Annotated in this window: 15 protein-coding genes; 10 read left to right on the plus strand and 5 right to left on the minus strand. The window is 68.4% G+C overall.

Features of this window, described 5'->3' with window-relative positions:
• Positions 1-10 precede the first annotated feature (10 nt).
• Complete coding sequence (locus AC0QSG_RS10820) at positions 11-832, minus strand: enoyl-CoA hydratase-related protein (protein WP_435728078.1); 822 nt, start codon at positions 830-832, stop codon at positions 11-13.
• Between the two features lie 332 nt (positions 833-1,164).
• Between AC0QSG_RS10820 and AC0QSG_RS10825 the strand changes: the two genes are divergently transcribed.
• Entirely contained in the window at positions 1,165-2,142 is a 978-nt protein-coding gene (locus tag AC0QSG_RS10825) for a DUF6454 family protein (protein ID WP_475375375.1), read from the plus strand.
• Here the strand turns inward: AC0QSG_RS10825 and AC0QSG_RS10830 are convergent.
• Positions 2,124-2,861: a GTP cyclohydrolase II gene (locus AC0QSG_RS10830; RefSeq protein WP_475375376.1), complete on the minus strand. Its 738-nt coding sequence runs from the start codon at positions 2,859-2,861 to the stop codon at positions 2,124-2,126. The two genes, AC0QSG_RS10825 and AC0QSG_RS10830, sit on opposite strands and share 19 nt — an antisense overlap.
• Before the next feature lie 530 nt (positions 2,862-3,391).
• Between AC0QSG_RS10830 and AC0QSG_RS10835 the strand changes: the two genes are divergently transcribed.
• Together AC0QSG_RS10835 and AC0QSG_RS10840 are read left to right on the plus strand one after the other, a co-directional pair.
• Positions 3,392-5,161, plus strand: coding sequence for an HNH endonuclease (locus tag AC0QSG_RS10835; RefSeq protein WP_475375377.1), 1,770 nt, complete (start codon positions 3,392-3,394; stop codon positions 5,159-5,161).
• 161 nt (positions 5,162-5,322) lie between these two features.
• Positions 5,323-6,699, plus strand: a complete 1,377-nt coding sequence (locus AC0QSG_RS10840) for an MFS transporter (RefSeq protein WP_475375378.1) — start codon at positions 5,323-5,325, stop codon at positions 6,697-6,699.
• Between the two features lie 69 nt (positions 6,700-6,768).
• Here the strand turns inward: AC0QSG_RS10840 and AC0QSG_RS10845 are convergent, their stop codons facing one another.
• Positions 6,769-7,212 carry a VOC family protein gene (locus tag AC0QSG_RS10845; RefSeq protein ID WP_475375379.1) on the minus strand — a complete coding sequence of 148 codons (444 nt, stop codon included), beginning with the start codon at positions 7,210-7,212 and terminating at the stop codon, positions 6,769-6,771.
• A 220-nt stretch (positions 7,213-7,432) separates the two neighbouring features.
• Between AC0QSG_RS10845 and AC0QSG_RS10850 the strand changes: the two genes are divergently transcribed.
• The 6 genes from AC0QSG_RS10850 to AC0QSG_RS10875 all read left to right on the plus strand — a co-directional run bounded on the left by AC0QSG_RS10850 (position 7,433) and on the right by AC0QSG_RS10875 (position 12,723).
• The gene (locus AC0QSG_RS10850) at positions 7,433-7,882 is read left to right on the plus strand and encodes a PaaI family thioesterase (RefSeq protein ID WP_435728959.1); all 450 of its coding nucleotides are present in this window, start codon (positions 7,433-7,435) and stop codon (positions 7,880-7,882) included.
• Between the two features lie 91 nt (positions 7,883-7,973).
• Entirely contained in the window at positions 7,974-8,915 is a 942-nt protein-coding gene (locus AC0QSG_RS10855) for a 3-carboxyethylcatechol 2,3-dioxygenase (RefSeq protein ID WP_475375380.1), read from the plus strand.
• Positions 8,912-9,754, plus strand: a complete 843-nt coding sequence (locus tag AC0QSG_RS10860; RefSeq protein ID WP_435728957.1) for a 2-keto-4-pentenoate hydratase — start codon at positions 8,912-8,914, stop codon at positions 9,752-9,754. Before AC0QSG_RS10855 ends, AC0QSG_RS10860 begins: the two co-directional genes overlap by 4 nt.
• Positions 9,755-9,771: 17 nt before the next feature.
• Positions 9,772-10,722, plus strand: coding sequence for an acetaldehyde dehydrogenase (acetylating) (locus AC0QSG_RS10865; protein WP_475375381.1), 951 nt, complete (start codon positions 9,772-9,774; stop codon positions 10,720-10,722).
• 9 nt (positions 10,723-10,731) lie between these two features.
• Positions 10,732-11,775: a 4-hydroxy-2-oxovalerate aldolase gene (dmpG, locus tag AC0QSG_RS10870; protein WP_475375382.1), complete on the plus strand. Its 1,044-nt coding sequence runs from the start codon at positions 10,732-10,734 to the stop codon at positions 11,773-11,775.
• A 234-nt stretch (positions 11,776-12,009) separates the two neighbouring features.
• On the plus strand, positions 12,010-12,723 hold the full coding sequence (locus AC0QSG_RS10875) for an IclR family transcriptional regulator (RefSeq protein WP_475375383.1): 714 nt from the start codon (positions 12,010-12,012) through the stop codon (positions 12,721-12,723).
• 7 nt (positions 12,724-12,730) lie between these two features.
• Here the strand turns inward: AC0QSG_RS10875 and AC0QSG_RS10880 are convergent, their stop codons facing one another.
• Positions 12,731-13,831 (minus strand): oxidoreductase, encoded by a 1,101-nt coding sequence (locus AC0QSG_RS10880; protein WP_475375384.1) that lies wholly within the window; start codon positions 13,829-13,831, stop codon positions 12,731-12,733.
• A gap of 243 nt (positions 13,832-14,074) precedes the next feature.
• Here AC0QSG_RS10880 and mhpA point away from each other — a divergent pair, with 243 nt between their 5' ends.
• Positions 14,075-15,826: a bifunctional 3-(3-hydroxy-phenyl)propionate/3-hydroxycinnamic acid hydroxylase MhpA gene (gene mhpA, locus AC0QSG_RS10885; protein WP_475375385.1), complete on the plus strand. Its 1,752-nt coding sequence runs from the start codon at positions 14,075-14,077 to the stop codon at positions 15,824-15,826.
• A 74-nt stretch (positions 15,827-15,900) separates the two neighbouring features.
• On the opposite strand, the gene AC0QSG_RS10890 is transcribed toward mhpA, so the two are convergent.
• Positions 15,901-16,767, minus strand: a complete 867-nt coding sequence (locus AC0QSG_RS10890) for an alpha/beta fold hydrolase (RefSeq protein ID WP_475375386.1) — start codon at positions 16,765-16,767, stop codon at positions 15,901-15,903.
• Between the last annotated feature and the right edge of the window lie 416 nt (positions 16,768-17,183).

Here is a 17,183-nt window from a genome sequence, read left to right on the forward strand (position 1 = left end):
TTGTCAAGCCCTAATTGCCGGTCCAGACGGGTGCGCGCCTCTCCTTGAAGGCGGCGACCCCCTCGACGCAATCGACCGAGCCGAGGACGCCGGGTCCTTCGGCGTAGGTGCGCGCCCAGCCGCCGTCCTCGTCGGGGCACGCCAGCCCGTCCCCGTCCGGCTCGAAGCCCCGCGCGATCCGTTTTGTCGCGGCGACGCTCAGCGGCGCGTTGGCCGCGATCCGGTCGGCCAGCTCCAGGGCGGCATCCAACAACTCCGAGGCCGGAACCACCTGGTTGGCCAAGCCCCAGCGGGCCGCCTCGTCCGCCACCAGGACGCGCCCGGTCAGCATCGCCTCCAACGCGATCTTCGGGGGCAGGTGGCGGTACAGCCGGAAGGCACCGCCACCGCCGGGGTACACGCCCACCTTGACCTCGGGGAGCCCGAAGACCGCGTGTTCGGCGGCGACCACTAGGTCGCACGCCAGCAGGATCTCCGTCCCGCCGCCGAGGCACGCGCCGTTGGCAGCGAGAATGACGGGCTTGGAGATGTGGTGCCGCACGATCCCCGCGAACCCCCACGCGTCGCCGCCAGGGGCCTCCGACCGCAGCAGTTCCCCCGCCGCCAACGCCTCGAGGTCCGCGCCGGCCGTGAACGCCCTGTCCCCCGCGCCGGTCAGCACCACCGCGCGGACGGTGGCATCGGCGTCGGCCGCCTCAAACGCCGCGCCGAGCGCCGTGGCGACCTCGGTGTTGACGACGTTCAGGCGTTCGGGCCGGTTGATGGTGACGACCAGCGCCGGGCCGCGGCGCTCAAGGAGTACGACGCCGTCCGGCGCCTTTTCGGTGTTCACTGGGTTCTCCCGGTGGTCGATTCGGGCGGGTGCGCCCGCGCCATGGCGGTCGGGGTTTCGTTCCCGCGGCCTTGTTCCGCGGCCCGGTAACCGCAACCTATGGCACATTGTTGCTGGGTGCGGCCCACTCTGACATGGTGCGGGCAGGGTGGGGAAGCGTTGTGCCGTCGAACGGAACGCGACTGGATCCGGAAACGCCGCCCGGCGTTCACCGTGGATTTCCGCGCGAGTCACGCCGCCGTTCGCCGACCCGAATAGTGTCCCTGGGTGTTGCCGTCCGGCAACCGTCCGGGGTGGGGACCGGGCGCAGGCGCCTTCCCCAGGAGCACAGCATGAAATTCACCAGGTCACTGACCACGGCAGCGCTCGCGCTCGCCGTCGCCGCCACGGGCCTCACAGCCGCGTCCGCCGCACCGGCGGACCACTCAGACCGCGCCCAGAGCGGTAGCGAGCGCACCCGGCTCACGGCCGAGGCGTCCGCCTTCTCCCAGACCGACCGCGGAACCGCCTGGAGCCTGGCCCGCAAGCTGTCGTTGGATTTCGAGACGCACCATCCGCAGGGAATGTCGGTTGTCGGCGACAAGATCTTCCTGTCCAGCGTGGAGATCATCGAGCCGACCGTCCGCTACCCGGAGCCAGTCGATGGCGTGGACCGTTCCGCCGGCGTCGGCCGCGGGCACGTTTTCGTGCTGAACCGCGACGGCGAACTGCTCAAGGACATCGTGGTCGGCGAAGGGTCCATCTACCACCCGGGCGGCATCGATTTCGACGGCAAGCAGGTCTGGGTTCCGGTCGCCGAATACCGCCCGGACAGCGCGTCGATCGTCTATTCCATCGACCCCGAAACGTACGAGGTGACGGAGCGCCTGCGCCACGACGACCACGTCGGCGGGGTGACCATGGACCGGTCCACGGGCAAGCTCAACGGTGTCAGCTGGGGATCGCGCACGTTCTTCACGTGGAACAGGCAGGGCAAGGTCGTGGACTCGTCGGCGAACCCCAGCCACTTCATCGACTACCAGGACTGCGAGTACGCCGGAGCGGGCCACCAGCTCTGCTCGGGAGTCACGAACCTGGCGACGGCCGACGGCGGAACGTACGAGCTCGGCGGCCTCGCCCTGACCGATCTGGCCACGGGCGAGATCAAGCACGAGGTTCCCGTGGGCATGACGTCGACGGCGGGCCACTCCATGACGCGGAACCCCGTGGCGCTGGAGTCCGACGGCGGCGTGTTGCGCATGTTCGCCGCCCCGGACGACGGCGATGAGGTCGCCGGAACGGAGCTGTTCGTCTACGAAGCGCGTCCGTAGGCCATCGCGCCGGGCAGGCCCAGATCGAGAGTGTGCCCGGTGTGGTCCCGCTTCACCTCGAGGTAGCGGGAGTTGGCGCTGGAGAGAAAAACGCCGGTAGGGACGTTCTCCGTCACGGCGACGCCGTGGGACTCCAACTGGGCGGCCTTGTCCGGGTTGTTGCTGAGGAGGCGGATCCGGTCCGCGTCCAACGCGAGCAGCATCTGGGCGGCGGGGAAGTAGTCGCGCTCGTCTTCCCCGTGGCCCAGGGCGACGTTGGCCTCGTAGGTGTTCAGGCCGGCGTCCTGCAGGGCATAGGCGTCGAGCTTCGCGTAGAGGCCGATGCCGCGGCCTTCCTGCCGGAGGTAGAGGAGGAAACCGCCGGCCTCGGCGATGCGCTCGACCGACTCGCGCAGCTGGGGACCGCAGTCGCAGCGCTGGGAGCCGAAGACGTCGCCGGTCAGGCATTCGCTGTGCGGGCGGACCAGCGGGGCTTCGCCGCCCGCGGCGGAACGGGTCAGGGCGGCCTGCCAATCGCCGAGTCCGAGCAGAAGGTGCTCGCGGCCGTCGGAGAGGCCTGTGAACGTGAAGACGTCCACCGCGGTGCCGTAGCCGTCGGCGAATTCCAACGGGACGCTGACACGGGTGCGTACCTGAACGGCGTCGTCGTTCGTCGCTCCCTCTGCCGCAAGGCGGAGCGCGGGCGTGATGACTGAATGGGCGGTGGTCGCGGTCTGCATGGAGAATCTCCGTTGGTTGAATGTGAAACTATTCTACAGTGGCGTGCTTGAGGTTTCAATGGTTAGTTCCGAGCGCGCTCTCTGTTTGCCGAGCCTCGCGGAGCCGCCGCGCTCTTCATTCCGCCCTGACTCGTCCTCCACAGGTGCTGGAATGGGAATCTTTTCCTCGTTCGAAGATTTGTTCCCATTTTGTCGGTGGTGGTCGGTAGCGTGGAGTCATGTCCAAGGAACAGCAGCCGACGCCGGAGCCGGACCCGCAGCGGGGTACCCGGCCGGGTGCCTGGTCAGGTACCGGGTCAGGTGGCGAGTGGGGCACCGAGCAAGGGGCCGAGTCGGACGCCGTGCCGGGGTCGGCGCAGGCTCCGCCACCCCCGCCCGGTTCGTGCTCGGTTTCTGCGCAACCGCCATCGCCGCCGCCGTCCGGCGTGGATTCCCCGGACGCTGGATCCGCGAGAGCGGGTTCCCGCGACTCTGGAGTCCCGCGCAGTGATTCTCCGGGCACAGGCTCCCCGATCGCCGGTTCCCCGGGCGTGAGCGGTGCCTCCGGCGGGCCGGGTGGTTTCGCGGCGGAGCTGGCGGCGGTGGGTGCGGTGGCGGAGTATCTGGGCGGGATGCGGTATGCGGATCTGGTGGCGGAGTCCGCCGCTGGGGATTCCGCCGGCCGGCCCTCGCGCGCCGATCGCGGCGAAGGCTCCAGCGGGTTACCGGCTGATCCCGCCGGCACCGCCGGCACCGGCGGCCCTACCGTTCCTTCGCGGCCAGCCGAACGGGGTGGGGGTTCGTATGTGTCGGATGGGACGGTGATCCGTCGGCGGGGGACCGCGGATCGTTCGGATGCGGCGGTGGTGGATCTGATCCGGGGGCTGGAGGTCGTGAAGTCCGCGGTGTGCGCGGCGCAGGCCCGCCTGGCCGCGGGGCTGGACGCCTCGATGCGCTCCGCCCGCGCGGACGCCGGGATCCCGGCGGACAGGCGCGGGGACGGGATCGGGCACCAGATCGGGTTGGCCCGGCGGGAGTCCCCGCACCAGGGCGCCGCGCACCTGGCCCTGGGCAAGGCCCTGGTGGCGGAGATGCCCCACACCCTGGCCGCGTTGGAGACCGGGGCGTTGAGCGAGTGGCGGGCCACGGTGCTGGTGCGCGAGACCGCGTGCCTGTCCGTTCAGGACCGCGCCGCGGTCGACGAAGAACTCTGCGCGGACCCGGACCTGCTCGAAGGCGTCGGGGACAAGGCGTTGCGGAACAAGGCCAGGGCCATCGCCATCGCGGCCGACCCGGCCGCGGTCGTGAAGCGCTCGCGCAAGGCCGAAGGCGAACGCCGCGTCACCTTCCGTCCCGCGCCGGAGACGATGGTCTACGTCACCGCCCTGCTGCCGGTCGCCCAAGGCGTCGCCGTCCGGGCCGCCCTCACGAAGGAGGCGGACCGGCTCCGCGCCGCCGGGGACCCCCGCGGGCAGGGCCAGAGGATGGCGGACACCTTCTACGAACGCGCCACCGGCAAGGCCGTCGCCGACGGCATCGACGTCCAGGTCCAACTCGTCATGACCGACCGGGCCCTGTTCCAGGCCGACGCCGAACCGGCGCACCTGAACGGCTACGGAACCATCCCCGCCCAACACGCCCGCGACCTCATCCGCCTCCACCCCAAGAAAACGCCAGACACGGACGACCCCGATGCCGCCGATGCCGCCGGAGGCGCCATCCCCGAGACCGGTGGCACGGCGGCCCGGCCGGGAACGGCGTTCCACCGCCCACCCGATCCCGGACCGGCCCGAGAACCGGATCCCGAGCAGGGGACCGTCACCTGGTCTCCGCCGAACGACATCCAACCCGCCCCGCCACCGGGGTCGATGGTGTGGCTGCGCCGGCTCTACACCCACCCCACCACCGGACAGCTGCAGGCGATGGACTCCCGGGCGCGGATCTTCCCCGCCGGGATGCGCCGCATGGTCGCCGCCCGCGACCAGGACTGCTCCAACCCCTGGTGCGACGCCCCCTTCCGCCACCACGACCACATCGTCCCCGCCGCCGCCGGCGGACCCACCACCCTGGAGAACTCCCAAGCGCTCTGCGAAGAATGCAACTACGCCAAAGAAGCCCCCGGCTGGTCCGTGATCCCCGTCCCCGGCGCACGGCACACCGTCCAAACCACCACGCCCACCGGCCACACCTACACCTCCACAGCACCGGCCCTCCCGGGCACACCGGCACCCCGGCAGCCCGCAGGGGAACTCATCGAATACCGCGGCCAACACCGCAGAACACGACTCCTCCAACACCTCAAACCACGCAAAATCGCATGAGAAGAGTGGCGCGAAAGCCCACGTTGGCGAACATCCTCCGAGGAGCGAAACTGGATTAACGTTCCACTCCTCGGCACACAGTGTAGGTGTCGGTCATCACAGCCTGCACTCTTGTGGCAGACCCACCGGTCCAATCCCACACAGCATGTTCAGGAGAAACCATGTCTTCCATCCCCTCGCATTCGACGGCCGTTCCGTCGGCGCATGGTGAATCAACGAAGAAGGACACCCGCCGCGCGCTGGTCTCCAGCTTCCTCGGATCCACCGTCGAGTACTACGACTTCCTGCTCTACGCCGCAGCCGCGGGACTCGTTTTCCCCAAGCTCTTCTTCTCTGCCGACATGGATCCCGCACTCGGCACGATGCTGTCCTTCGTGATCCTCCTGGCCGGCTACATCTCCCGCCCCATCGGCGGCATCCTGTTCGGCCACTACGGTGACAAGTTCGGGCGCAAGAACATGCTGTTCATCACCCTGATGATGATGGGTATCGTCTCCATCTGCATCGGGCTCATGCCGACCTATGCGGCCATCGGCGTCGCAGCCCCGCTGATCCTCGTACTCTTGCGCGTTGTGCAGGGGCTCGCCGTCGGCGGCGAATGGGCCGGCGCCACGCTGATGGCAGCCGAGCACGTCAAGGAAAAGAACCGCGGAATCGCGGCCTCGATTGCCGTGACCGGCGGTCCGACCGGCTCTGTCCTCGCCACCCTGATCCTGGGGCTCTTCGCCGGATTGCCCGAGGAGGCGTTCCTCAGCTGGGGCTGGCGCATCCCGTTCCTGATGTCTGCGGCCCTCGTGATCATCGGACTCTACCTGCGGTACCGCGTCACCGAGTCCCCGGACTTCGTCAAGGCCCGCAAAGCCGGCGAAATCCACACTGGCGTCCCCATCCTGCGAGTGTTGAAGAAGTACCCGCTTTCGTCGGTATACGGCATCCTCGCGGTGGCCGGACCGCTGTTCATGCAGGCGCTCCTCGCGGTTTTCATGGTTCCCTACGTCGTGGCATCGGGCGCCGTCGACCGCCAGACGGCGCTGATGATGCTGACCGCATCCTCGTTCGTGCACATCTTCGCCATCCCGTTCTTCGCCTGGCTCTCCGACAAGTACGGACGCAAGCCCGTGATGCTCGCAGGCGCCGCCGTCTCCGTGACGCTGGTCTTCCCGATGTTCGCCATGTTCAACTCCGGTAGCTTCTGGCTGATCGCCTTGGCCTTCATGGTCGGCAATCCCATCATCCAGGCCTCGATGTACGGACCGATCGGCGCCTTCCTCGCCGAAAAGTTCGAGACCGAGGACCGCTACACCGGCGTTTCCCTGACGTTCCAGGTCGGCTCGGTCCTCGGAGCCGGCACGGCGCCCCTGCTGGCCACGTGGCTCATCGGCTTGGAGAACGGCGGCGGCACCAACAACATCGCCTGGTACTTCATTGGCCTGATCGCCCTCTCGGCCCTCGCCGTATACCTCTCCAAGGAGACCCGCGGCCGAGCGGCCCGCGACCAGACCGCTCGCGACGAGGCATCTGCCGTTTCGTCGGCCTAAGCGCGGCTTCCCGCACGACGGCGGCGCAGCGGACTCCAGTGTCATGCCGGGGTCCGTTGCGCCGTCCTATCAGTCGCGACGCAACGCCCGCACACGGCTCGCGAGGAGGCAAAATACGTTGCCCTCGGGGTCGGCGAGGACTTCCCAGGACTCGTCGCCGGCCTGGCCCACTTCGGTTCGTACGGCACCCAGGTTCAGGAGCCGATCGAGCTCGGCGGTCTGATCCCGGTCGGTGGGGTTGATGTCGAAGTGGAGACGGGGCCTTCCCGATGGCGGCTCGGCTACGGGCGCGAACAGCAGCGTGGGCTGCCAAGGCGCCGATGGCGCGGCCCGGTCCGCCTCGTCCGCGTCCGGGTCGTCGGCAACGAGGACCGACTGCCCCGGCTGTCCAATCTCGACCCAGCCCTCCTCGTCCCGTTCCAGAACCTCGTACCCGAGGACTGTGCACCACCAAGCGGCCAGTGCGTCTGGATCGACGGCGTTGATAACGAACTCGGTAATTCGACTGGCCATGGCCACACGGTAATTGCCCTGGATCAGGTCGCTCAACCCCCAGAGAGGCGCGCGTGCACGCTGGCGCCTTCGCGACCGACCCTGCGGAGAGCGTGTTTCGTGGCGTTCTGTCAGGCGGCACCCGTCCTCAACGGACGGGTGCCGGCGTCGTTAGGGTGAAGGCAGCCGCCCCGCCGCGCGGCAACCAAGCACACGCCGACCACCAGCCAAGGAGCCCACCATGGCACATCCCGCCGACCTCGACGAATTCACCGTGTACGTCGACAAGTTCACCGCCCGGCTTGGCTTCGACGACATCGTGGCCACGCTGGGGCTGAAGCCCCACGCGGTCGATTCCGATTCGATCAGCATGAGCATGCAGTTGACCGAGCCCCTGTCCCAAGCCACCGGCATGTTCTCCGCCGCCGCCCTCTTCGGCGCAGCGGACATCACCGGCACGTTCCTGGCCATGCAGGCCTATGCCGGAACGGGCCAGTTCCCACTGGCGGTCCAGTCGAACCTGAACTTCATGTCCAACTCCAAGGCCTCCCCCGCCATAGCGACGGCGCGGATCCTGCGCGGAGGCGGGTCCGTCGCGGTCGCCGAGGTCGCCGTCCGCGACGCCGACGGCAAGGAGCTTGTGCACTCGACGTTCACGTACGTGATCAAGGAACGCAACGTCGGCAAGTAGCCTCCGTGTTCCGTTAGGCGGAACAGGCGTATGTTCACCACCGGCCGCCGGGTGTGCAATTGAAGCAGGACGAACCAAAGGAGCTAGCGCCATGAAACAGGCCCTCGTGTGCATGTCACACAGCCCGTTGCTGGAACACACGGACCCCCCGGCCGACGTCAAGGCAGCCGTCGAGGCCGCGTTCGACCAGGTTCGCGCCTTCGCCGCGGACTTCAAGCCGGACCTGATCGTGAACTTCGGCCCGGACCACTACAACGGCTTCTTCTACGACCTCATGCCGCCGTTCTGCATCGGCTACGAGGCGCACGGCACCGGCGACTACGACTCGTGGTCCGGCCCCCTCAACGTGCCGACCGACACCGCCGAAGCGCTCGCCCAGTATGTGATCGACCAGGACATCGAAACGGCGATCTCCCGCAAGATGGAAGTCGACCACGGCGCGGTCCAGCCCATGGAAATCATCTTCGGCGACCTGAGCACCATCCCAGTGATCCCCGTGTTCGTGAACTCCGTGGCCCCTCCGTTCTCCAAGATGAGCCGCATCCGCGAGTTCGGCACCGCCGTCGGAAACTACTTCAAGGACACCGACAAAAAGGTGCTGTTCATCGGCTCCGGCGGACTGTCCCACGATCCGCCCGTCCCGCAAATCGCGACAGCGACCGAAGAGCAGCGCGCGTTCCTCACGGACGGCCGCCACCCCACTCCCGAGGCCCGCGCCGCTCGCCAGCAGCGCACCATCGACACCGCCAAGGCCTTCGCCCGCGGCGAGGCGGACATCATGGATCTGAACCCCGAATGGGACCGAGAGTTCCTCGAGGCCTGCAAGTCCGGCGACGTCCAGCGCTTCGACGCCTACATCCCGGCGGAGATGACCGCAGCGGCCGGCCACTCCTCGCACGAGGTCCGCACCTGGGTCGCGGCCTACTCGGCGCTGCGCGCCTGCGGTGAATACGAGGTCACGTACGAGTTCTACAAGCCCATCAAGGAATACATCGCAGGCTTCGGAGTGACGACGGCGGTGCTCAAGCCATGACGACAGCGGCAGAGAGCGGCGCGGCCGACTGGACCTCCAACCACTCCGACGAGGCGACCCGGGACGAGCAGATGCGCCGCTTGGCGGACGAACTCCTCGACGCGACCGAGACGCTGGAACCAGTGGCTCCGCTGCGCGATCGCGTGATCGACATGACCCTCGAGGACGCCTACGCGGTTCAGACGCACCAGTTGGAGCGGCACCTCGCCGACGGCCGCGTGCTGGCCGGGCGGAAGGTCGGGCTGACGTCCCTGGCAATGCAGAAGCAGCTCGGCGTCGACTCCCCCGATTTCGGGTTCTTCTTCGAGGACATGGTCCACCACGAGGGCGCCAAGCTGCCCGCCGGTGCGTTCATCGCGCCCAAGGTCGAGCCCGAGTTCGGATTCGTGCTCAAGGAGACGCTGCGGGGACCGGGCGTCACCGTGGAACAGGCCCGTGCGGCCATCGGCTCCGTGTACGCGGCGATCGAGATCATCGACTCCCGTGTGGAGAACTGGGACATCAGGCTCGTGGACACTGTCGCGGACAACGCGTCCTGCGGCGCCATCGCCGTCGGAACGACGCCGCTGGACGTCGCCGTGGAGGACCTCGCCGGCGTCGAATGCTCGCTCCTGATCGACGGCGAACGCCGCGAGACCGGAACCGGGGACGCCGTCATGGGGGATCCCGTCGCCCCGCTCGCATGGCTGGCCAACGTCCTCGGCGAACAGGGCGTGGCCTTGGAGGCCGGGCAGCTGGTTCTGCCGGGCTCGTTCACGAAGGCCCTCCCGGTCGAGGTCGGAAGCTCCGCGACCGCGGATTTCGGGTCACTCGGCTCACTCACCATCAACTTCGTCTAACCCCTAAGGATTTCCCCATGGCAAAGAAGACTGCCGCCATCGTCGGGTCCGGCAACATCGGTACCGACCTGATGTTCAAGCTAATGCGCCGTTCGAAGAACGTCGAGGTCAAGTTCATGATCGGTGTCGACCCGGCCTCCGACGGCCTCGCCCGCGCCGCCCGCCTGGGCCTGACCACCTCCGCCGAGGGCGTCGACTGGCTCCTCGCGCAGGACGAGCTGCCCGACTTCGTGTTCGAGTGCACGTCCGCGAAGGCCCACGCGGCCAACGCCCCCAAGTACAAGGCCGCCGGGATCCACGCGATCGACCTGACGCCGGCCGCCGTCGGGCCGTACCTCGCGCCCGTCGTGAATCTCGACTCGCTGACGGACACCATGAACGTCAACATGATCACCTGCGCCGGCCAGGCCACGACGCCGATCGTCGCCGCCGTCTCCTCCGTCGTCCCGGTGGACTACGCGGAGATCGTCGCGTCCATCGCCTCCAAGTCCGCCGGCCCGGGCACCCGCGCCAACGTCGACGAGTTCACCGAGACCACCGCCAAGGCACTCGAGGTCGTCGGCGGGGCCAAGCGGGGCAAGGCGATCATCATCATCAACCCGGTCGAGCCGCCGATGATGATGCGCAACACCATCTACTGCGCCATCCCCGCCCAGGCAGCCGAGCCCGGCGCGACCCAGGACGCGATCCGCGCCGCCATCGAGACGGCTGCGGAGAACATCCGCGACTACGTGCCCGGCTACGAACTGCGCGTCGAGCCGCAGTTCGACACCGCGCGCGAGGACTGGGGCGGCAACGGCCGCGTCGGCATCTGGGTGCAGGTCGCCGGCGCCGCCGACTACCTCCCGGAGTACGCCGGCAACCTGGACATCATCACCGCGGCCGCCACCCGGACCGCCGACCTGCTCGCCCAACGCATGGACGAGCGTTCCGCCGAGCTGGCCAGCGCCGGCACCGAAACCAAGTAGGAGCCCGCCATGACCACCACCACGGACACCCCCGTGCCCACGATCTTCGATGTCCGCCTGACGGACACCACCCTCCGCGACGGCTCGCACGCCATGAGCCACAAGTTCACCGAGCGCCACGTGCGCGACGTCGTCCGCGCCCTGGACGACTCCCGGGTCGAGGTCATCGAGGTGACCCACGGCGACGGCCTCGGCGGCTCCTCCTTCAACTACGGCTTCTCCCTGACGCCGGAACTGGACCTCATCAAGGCCGCCGTCGACGAGGCCAAGCAGGCCAAGATCGCCGTCCTGATGCTCCCGGGCCTGGGCACCATCCACGACCTGAACCAGGCGCACGACGCCGGAGCCTCTGTCGCGCGCATCGCCACCCACTGCACCGAGGCCGACATCTCGATTCAGCACTTCCAGCACGCCCGTAAGCTGGGGATGGAAACCGTCGGCTTCCTGATGCTCTCCCACCGCACGACGCCGGAAAACCTCGCCCAGCAGGCGCGCATCATGGCCGACGCCGGCTGCCAGTGCGTCTACGTCGTCGACTCGGCCGGCGCGCTGATCCTCGAGGACGTTTCCGACCGCGTTTCCGCGCTGGTCTCCGAGCTCGGCGACGACGCTCAGGTCGGCTTCCACGGCCACCAGAACATGAGCTTCGGCGTCGCCAACTCGGTCTACGCGGTGCGTGCCGGGGCCAAACAGATCGACGGCACGCTCGTGGCCCTCGGCGCCGGTGCGGGCAACTCCCCCACCGAGGTCCTGGCCGCCGCGTTCGACCGCCTGGAGATCAAAACGGGCGTCGACACGCAGGGCCTCATGGCCGCCGCGGAGGACATCGTCAAGCCGTTCATCACCCGCATGCCGGTCATGGACCGCGCGTCCATCATGCAGGGCTACGCGGGGGTGTATTCCTCGTTCCTGATCCACGCCGAACGCGCCGCCGAACGCTACGGCGTCCCCGCATACAAGATCCTCGAGGAGATCGGCAAGGCCGGCTACGTCGGCGGGCAGGAGGACATGATCGTCGACGTCGCCGTGCAACTGGCGGCCGAGGGCAAGTAGCCCCTCCCCACTTACCGTTTCGACAAAGGTAGATGCTCCAATTCGCGCAAAAAAGAACATCTACCTTCGTCGAAACCGGAGAGTTCGGCATCGTGCTTCGTCGAGATCTACGTGGGCTTGCTTCGAGCTGGCGACCGGCCCGTTGCGGAGCCCTCCACCGGCGCGGGGACATTCCCCAACGTGCATAGTCCTCGGGGCGCGGGCGGCACCTGCGGCATGTGCGAAGATCGAGCCGTGAACCAGCAACCCGACGTCGAGCTGCCGCGCCCGGCCTCCCGCACCGCGGGATCCCAGACGCTGGCGCGCGGGCTGGATGTTCTGCAGGCCGTGGCGCTCTCCCGCGACGGCCTGAGCGTGGCGGAGGTGGCCGAGCGCGCCGGCGTCCACCGCACCATCGCGTACCGGATCCTGAACACCCTGGCCGATGCGCGCTTGGTGCACCGCGGCCACGATGCCCGCTACCGCGGCGCCGCCGGCCTGCTGGCACTGTCCTCCGCCGCGCTGCGGGCGGTCAACGCGGCGGCGCTGCCGGTGCTGCGCGAGACGGCGGACGGGCTCGGCGCGACCGTTGCCCTCATCGTGCGTGAGGGGGACGACGCCGTGGCCCTCGCCGTCGTCGCGCCCACGCGCGGCTCGTACCACGTGGCGTTTTCGCAGGGCAGCCGCCACCCGCTGGAACGCGGGGCCGCCGGCCATGCGCTGCTTGCCGCGGGCCCCACGTCGGGGAGCGAAACCGCGGTCGTGGCACGGGTGCGGTCCGACGGCTTCGCGCTCACCTTCGGCGAGGTCGAACCGAACATGTATGGACTCGCCGTCCCGCTGGACGCGCGGGCCGTGGGCATCGAGGCGTGTCTGAACGTCATCACCGTCCGCGAAGAAGCGGCGACGAACGCCGTCGGCCCACTCCGCGCCGCCGCCGCCCGCATCGCCGAGCGGATGGAATCCTAGCCGCGCCTCAGGCGGAGGCGACCAGCTCCCAGTCCTTGACATCGGCCACGGGCGAGAACACGCTGCCGTCCAGTTCGTCGAACCCGGCGTTTCCGCGGGCCCGCCGCGGCCAGTCTCGCGTGGCCAGCGCTGCCTTCCCGAGGGCGACCACGTCCGCCGCGCCAGACTCGACGAGTGCCGACGCGGAGGCGGGATCGTCCAGGCTCCCGTTGGCGATGATGGTCAGCCCGGAATGTCGCTTGGCCAGGGCCGCGAGCGAATCGCCGCCCCCCTCGAAGGCCGGGGCGTCGGCCCGGCGTTCCGTGGTGTGGATGTAGTCGATCCCGGTCGCGGCGAGGGCCGTGAAGATGGTCTCAGCCTCCGCGGCGCCGGACCACTTGTGTCCGTGGTCGCTAACCTTCCCCTGAGAGATGCGGATGCCGACGCTCAGGGACGGGCCGACTGCCTCGCGGACGGCCCGGCTGATTTCGACGGCGAAGCGCACACGGTGCTCGGGCGTTCCCCCGTATTCGTCCGTACGCTCATTGAGGTAGTCGGTGAGGAACTGGTCCAGGAGGTACCCGTTGGCGCCATGGATCTCCACGCCGTCGAATCCGGCGGCGCGGGCGTTCAGCGCGGCGGCGACGAAGCCTTCCCGGACCTCGCACATCTGTTCCCTCGTGATCTCGGCCGGGCGGCGGTAGGGACCCTCCCCGCGGTAGAAGCCGAGTTGCTCGCCCTTCGGGGCGATCGCGGAGGGGCCGACCGTCGTCGGGACGAACCGGTTGCCCTGGGATTGCGCGCCGGCGTGCATCAGCTGGGCGAACATGCGGGATCCGCGCGCATGGACGGCGTCGACGACCTGCGCCCACGCTTCGGCCTGTTCGGCCGTCGCCAGGCCCGGCTGGAAGCGGTAGCCCTGGCTGTGGGCGGTGTCCGTGTAGATGCCCTCGGTGATCAGCAACCCGAAGCCCCCGTCGGCGAACCGCGAGTAATAGGCCGCCATGCGGTCCGTGGCGTAGCCGTCCTCGGTGGCGCTCACGCGGGTCATGGGCGCCAGGGCAACCCTGTTGGGCACCTCTGTGGGGCCGATCTTGAAGGAGTTCCAGAGGGGAGCAAAGTGAGGCATGTGCGGTGTCCTAGAAAGTCTCGTGGATTTTCGTGGTCGATACGCCGGAGTCCTCGGCGCACTGCTTCCACAAGGACGGGACGGGTGCCCAATATTCCCCGTGGGGGTTCTCCGGCGTGCGAACGTTCCGCGCAACAGAACACGACTGTTGACCTGCGTCACAGTCTGCTGATGAGATGGATCCCAAATTGTTGCACATATCGCTTGAACTGTGCGCTATATACACTGAAGGATGAGATTGTCATGAACAACCCCACGCCCAGCCCCGATGCCAGCGAAGTACTGATCGTTGGAGCCGGTCCAGCCGGCCTGATGCTGGCGAACGTCCTCGGCATGTACGGCCGCAAGGTCACCGTGCTGGAGGCCATGGACCAGCTGATCGATTATCCGCGCGGTGTCGGCCTGGACGACGAGTCTTTCCGCACCATCCAGACCGTCGGCCTCGTGGACACCATCCAGCCGCACACCACGCCGCAGCACATCATGCGGCTGGTCAACGGCGCCGGAAAGGTCATCCTCGTCAACAACCCCCAGACCGACGAATTCGGCTGGGGCCGCAAGCACGGCTTCATCCAGCCGGAGGCGGACAAGGCGCTTTACGAGGGCCTCGCGCGCTTCAAACACGTTCAGGTGCTCTTTGGCCACCGCGTCGAAGACGTGCGGGAAACCGCCGACGGAGTCACCGCCGTCGCACTGGTCGCCGGGCCTGACGGGGAACTCGAGGAACGGAACTTCACCGCCCAGTACCTGGTGGGCTGCGAGGGCGGCAAGTCACCGACGCGCAAGCGCATGGGAGTCTCCTTCGAGGGCGAGTCCCCCTCCACCCGCTGGCTCGTCGTGGACGTCAACAACGATCCGCTCGGCACGCCCAACGTGTTTCTCGGCGCCGATCCGAAGCGCCCCTACGTCTCGATCGGTCTGCCCCACGCCGTACGGCGCTGGGAATTCATGCTGCACGACGGCGAGACGGAAGAGCAGGTCACGGATCCGGCCTACGTCAACAACCTGCTCAGCGCGCACGTCCCGGACCCGACGAAGCTGGACTTCATCCGCCGCCGCGTGTTCACGCACCACGCACGCGTGGCCGGCAACTTCCGGAAGGGCCGCCAGTTGATCGCCGGCGACGCCGCACACCTGATGCCGGTTTGGATGGGTCAGGGGTGGAACTCGGGCATGCGCGACGCCACCAACCTCGGTTGGAAGCTCGCCGCCGTGCTGTCGGGCCAGGCCGGCGACGCGCTGCTGGACACCTTCACCACGGAGCGCAAGGAGCACGCACAGGCGATGGTGGATCTGTCCCTGACATTCGGGAACTTCATCAAGATCACCAACCCGGTGCTGGCCGCCGGCCGCGACGCGGCGTCGTCGGTCCTGAATCTTTTCCCGTCGGTGAAGAGCTACTTCTCCGACATGAAGTTCAAGCCGATGCCGCGCTACACACAAGGGGTCCTGGCGGATCCCAACACGCAGGCGTCCGGTCGCGCCGCGGCAAGGCTGACCAGCAAGCTGGTGCCGGTGCTGACGGCAAACAACAAGGTCTCTCCGGTTGGCGTCCAGTTCCCGCAGCCGCGCGTGAATTCGAAGGCGGGCGCGAACGTCCTGCTCGACGACGCGATCGGCAACTGGTGGTCCGTCGTCGTCTGGGGCAACAACCCGAAGGACGTGCTCCCGTCCGAGTCGCTGGAGAAGCTCCGCGCCCTGGGCGCCCGCTTGGTCTGCGTCCTTCCCGAGACGCAGCGGGTCTGGGCGGAGCGGGACATGGGCGAGGACGTGCTGGTTCTCGGCGATCACACCGGCCGCATGAAAAAGTGGTTCGACGAGCGCCCGACTCCACTGGTGTTCCTGCGTCCGGACCGGTTCGTCGCCGGAGCCTGCCTGACGCAGAACGCCCCGGCGACGCTGGACGCGATCCTGCGTTCCATGGCATTCACCGGCGAGCCGGCGGCCCACGGAGCGGTGCAGGTTCCGGATGACGCCCGCGAGCTCCTGGGCTAGTCCCTCACGCAAAACGGTCCGGCTCCCCACAGGGAGCCGGACCGTTTTTCCGTTTCCTGGTCCTGCCGGATGCGCTACTTGCCGCCGACGCCCCGGGCCGCGAGGTACTCCTTGATGACCGAGTTGAACTCCTCGGCACGCTCCACCTGGGACCAGTGGCCGCACTGGCTGAAGATGTGCGCGTCCGCGGTGGGGATCACGTTGAGCAGCTCCCACGTGCGCGAGGGCGGGATGACGACGTCCTGCATGCCGTGGATGAGCAGGACCGGGATCTCCAACTTGGAGAGCACGTCGAAGTCCAGGGGGAGGGCGTCGCGGTCCCGGTCGCGGGCCGTGACGACCTCGACGAGTCGGTCGGAGGCGGTGTCGTTCAGCGCGGACTGGTAGCGCAGCGAGACGAGCTCGTCCGTGACGAGCGACTTGTCCACGACGAACTGCTCCAGCGTTCGGCGGATGCCGGCCTCGGACAGCTCGGGCTTCGCGTGGCCGGACAGCGCCGCGGTCTTCTTCGCCCCGCCGGTGCCCATGGAGACGATGCCCAGCAGTCGCTCCGGGAAGTCGATGGCGAACTGCATCGCCACCCAGCCGCCGATCGAGTTGCCCACGATCCAGGTCTTGTCGATGCCCAGCGCGTCCAGCACGCGCACGGAGTGGCGGACCCATTCCTTGATGCCGTACTCGGTGCCCGGCGCCACGATTGACTGGCCGTAGCCGATCGAGTCGATCGCGATGCAGCGGCCGAGTTCGGAGATCTCCGGGAGGTTCAGCCACCAGTTCGCGGCCGCGGTGACGCCGGTGCCGGAACCGTGCAGGAAGAGGATCGGGGTGCCCTCGCCGAGCTCGTGGTAGTGGGTGACCTCGCCGGGAGCGGTCTCGAGCCACTTGTCCTCGAGGCCGAAGAACTCGTCGGTGGTGTAGTCGGGAATCTGAACTGTGGTCATGGCGCACTCCTGTTGCTCGTCGTCGCGCAGAGGTCCTCGCGGACCCGCGGCCTGGGTGGGGCGGCCCTGCGCAAGCGCAGGGGTCCCCTCCCCATCCAGCCTAGGGACGCCAGCGCACTGAGCCACGGAGGCGTTCCGCCAGACGGCACAGTGGCAACGGGACAAAGGCCACGGCACGACGGCGGCGCGCCACCAGCGGGCACCCCGCGAGTGCTCCCGTCCCGGGTCCCGCCAGCTCGCCGGATGGGGCGTCCCGAGACGGCCGCGAGCGCGAGCGCGGTTCCCCGCACTTCCGGCTCCGCACCCTGCACGATCTTTTCCCTTTCGGCCGAATCCTCGCTGGCCTAAGCCTTGATCCACTGAGGAGCTGTGGCGGGGCCGCGCGTAATTAAAGACGAAATGCCCAGCATTTCAGG

This window comes from Arthrobacter sp. LT660 (assembly GCF_056172845.1).

What these genes read in the sequence shown, in the direction of transcription:
- AC0QSG_RS10825 (WP_475375375.1), top strand. Translation starts at nt 1,165, where the DNA reads ATGAAATTCACCAGGTCACTGACCACGGCAGCGCTCGCGCTCGCCGTC.
- AC0QSG_RS10830 (WP_475375376.1), bottom strand. Translation starts at nt 2,861, where the DNA reads ATGCAGACCGCGACCACCGCCCATTCAGTCATCACGCCCGCGCTCCGC.
- AC0QSG_RS10840 (WP_475375378.1), top strand. Translation starts at nt 5,323, where the DNA reads ATGTCTTCCATCCCCTCGCATTCGACGGCCGTTCCGTCGGCGCATGGT.
- AC0QSG_RS10845 (WP_475375379.1), bottom strand. Translation starts at nt 7,212, where the DNA reads ATGGCCAGTCGAATTACCGAGTTCGTTATCAACGCCGTCGATCCAGAC.
- AC0QSG_RS10850 (WP_435728959.1), top strand. Translation starts at nt 7,433, where the DNA reads ATGGCACATCCCGCCGACCTCGACGAATTCACCGTGTACGTCGACAAG.
- AC0QSG_RS10855 (WP_475375380.1), top strand. Translation starts at nt 7,974, where the DNA reads ATGAAACAGGCCCTCGTGTGCATGTCACACAGCCCGTTGCTGGAACAC.
- AC0QSG_RS10860 (WP_435728957.1), top strand. Translation starts at nt 8,912, where the DNA reads ATGACGACAGCGGCAGAGAGCGGCGCGGCCGACTGGACCTCCAACCAC.
- AC0QSG_RS10865 (WP_475375381.1), top strand. Translation starts at nt 9,772, where the DNA reads ATGGCAAAGAAGACTGCCGCCATCGTCGGGTCCGGCAACATCGGTACC.
- dmpG (WP_475375382.1), top strand. Translation starts at nt 10,732, where the DNA reads ATGACCACCACCACGGACACCCCCGTGCCCACGATCTTCGATGTCCGC.
- AC0QSG_RS10880 (WP_475375384.1), bottom strand. Translation starts at nt 13,831, where the DNA reads ATGCCTCACTTTGCTCCCCTCTGGAACTCCTTCAAGATCGGCCCCACA.
- mhpA (WP_475375385.1), top strand. Translation starts at nt 14,075, where the DNA reads ATGAACAACCCCACGCCCAGCCCCGATGCCAGCGAAGTACTGATCGTT.
- AC0QSG_RS10890 (WP_475375386.1), bottom strand. Translation starts at nt 16,767, where the DNA reads ATGACCACAGTTCAGATTCCCGACTACACCACCGACGAGTTCTTCGGC.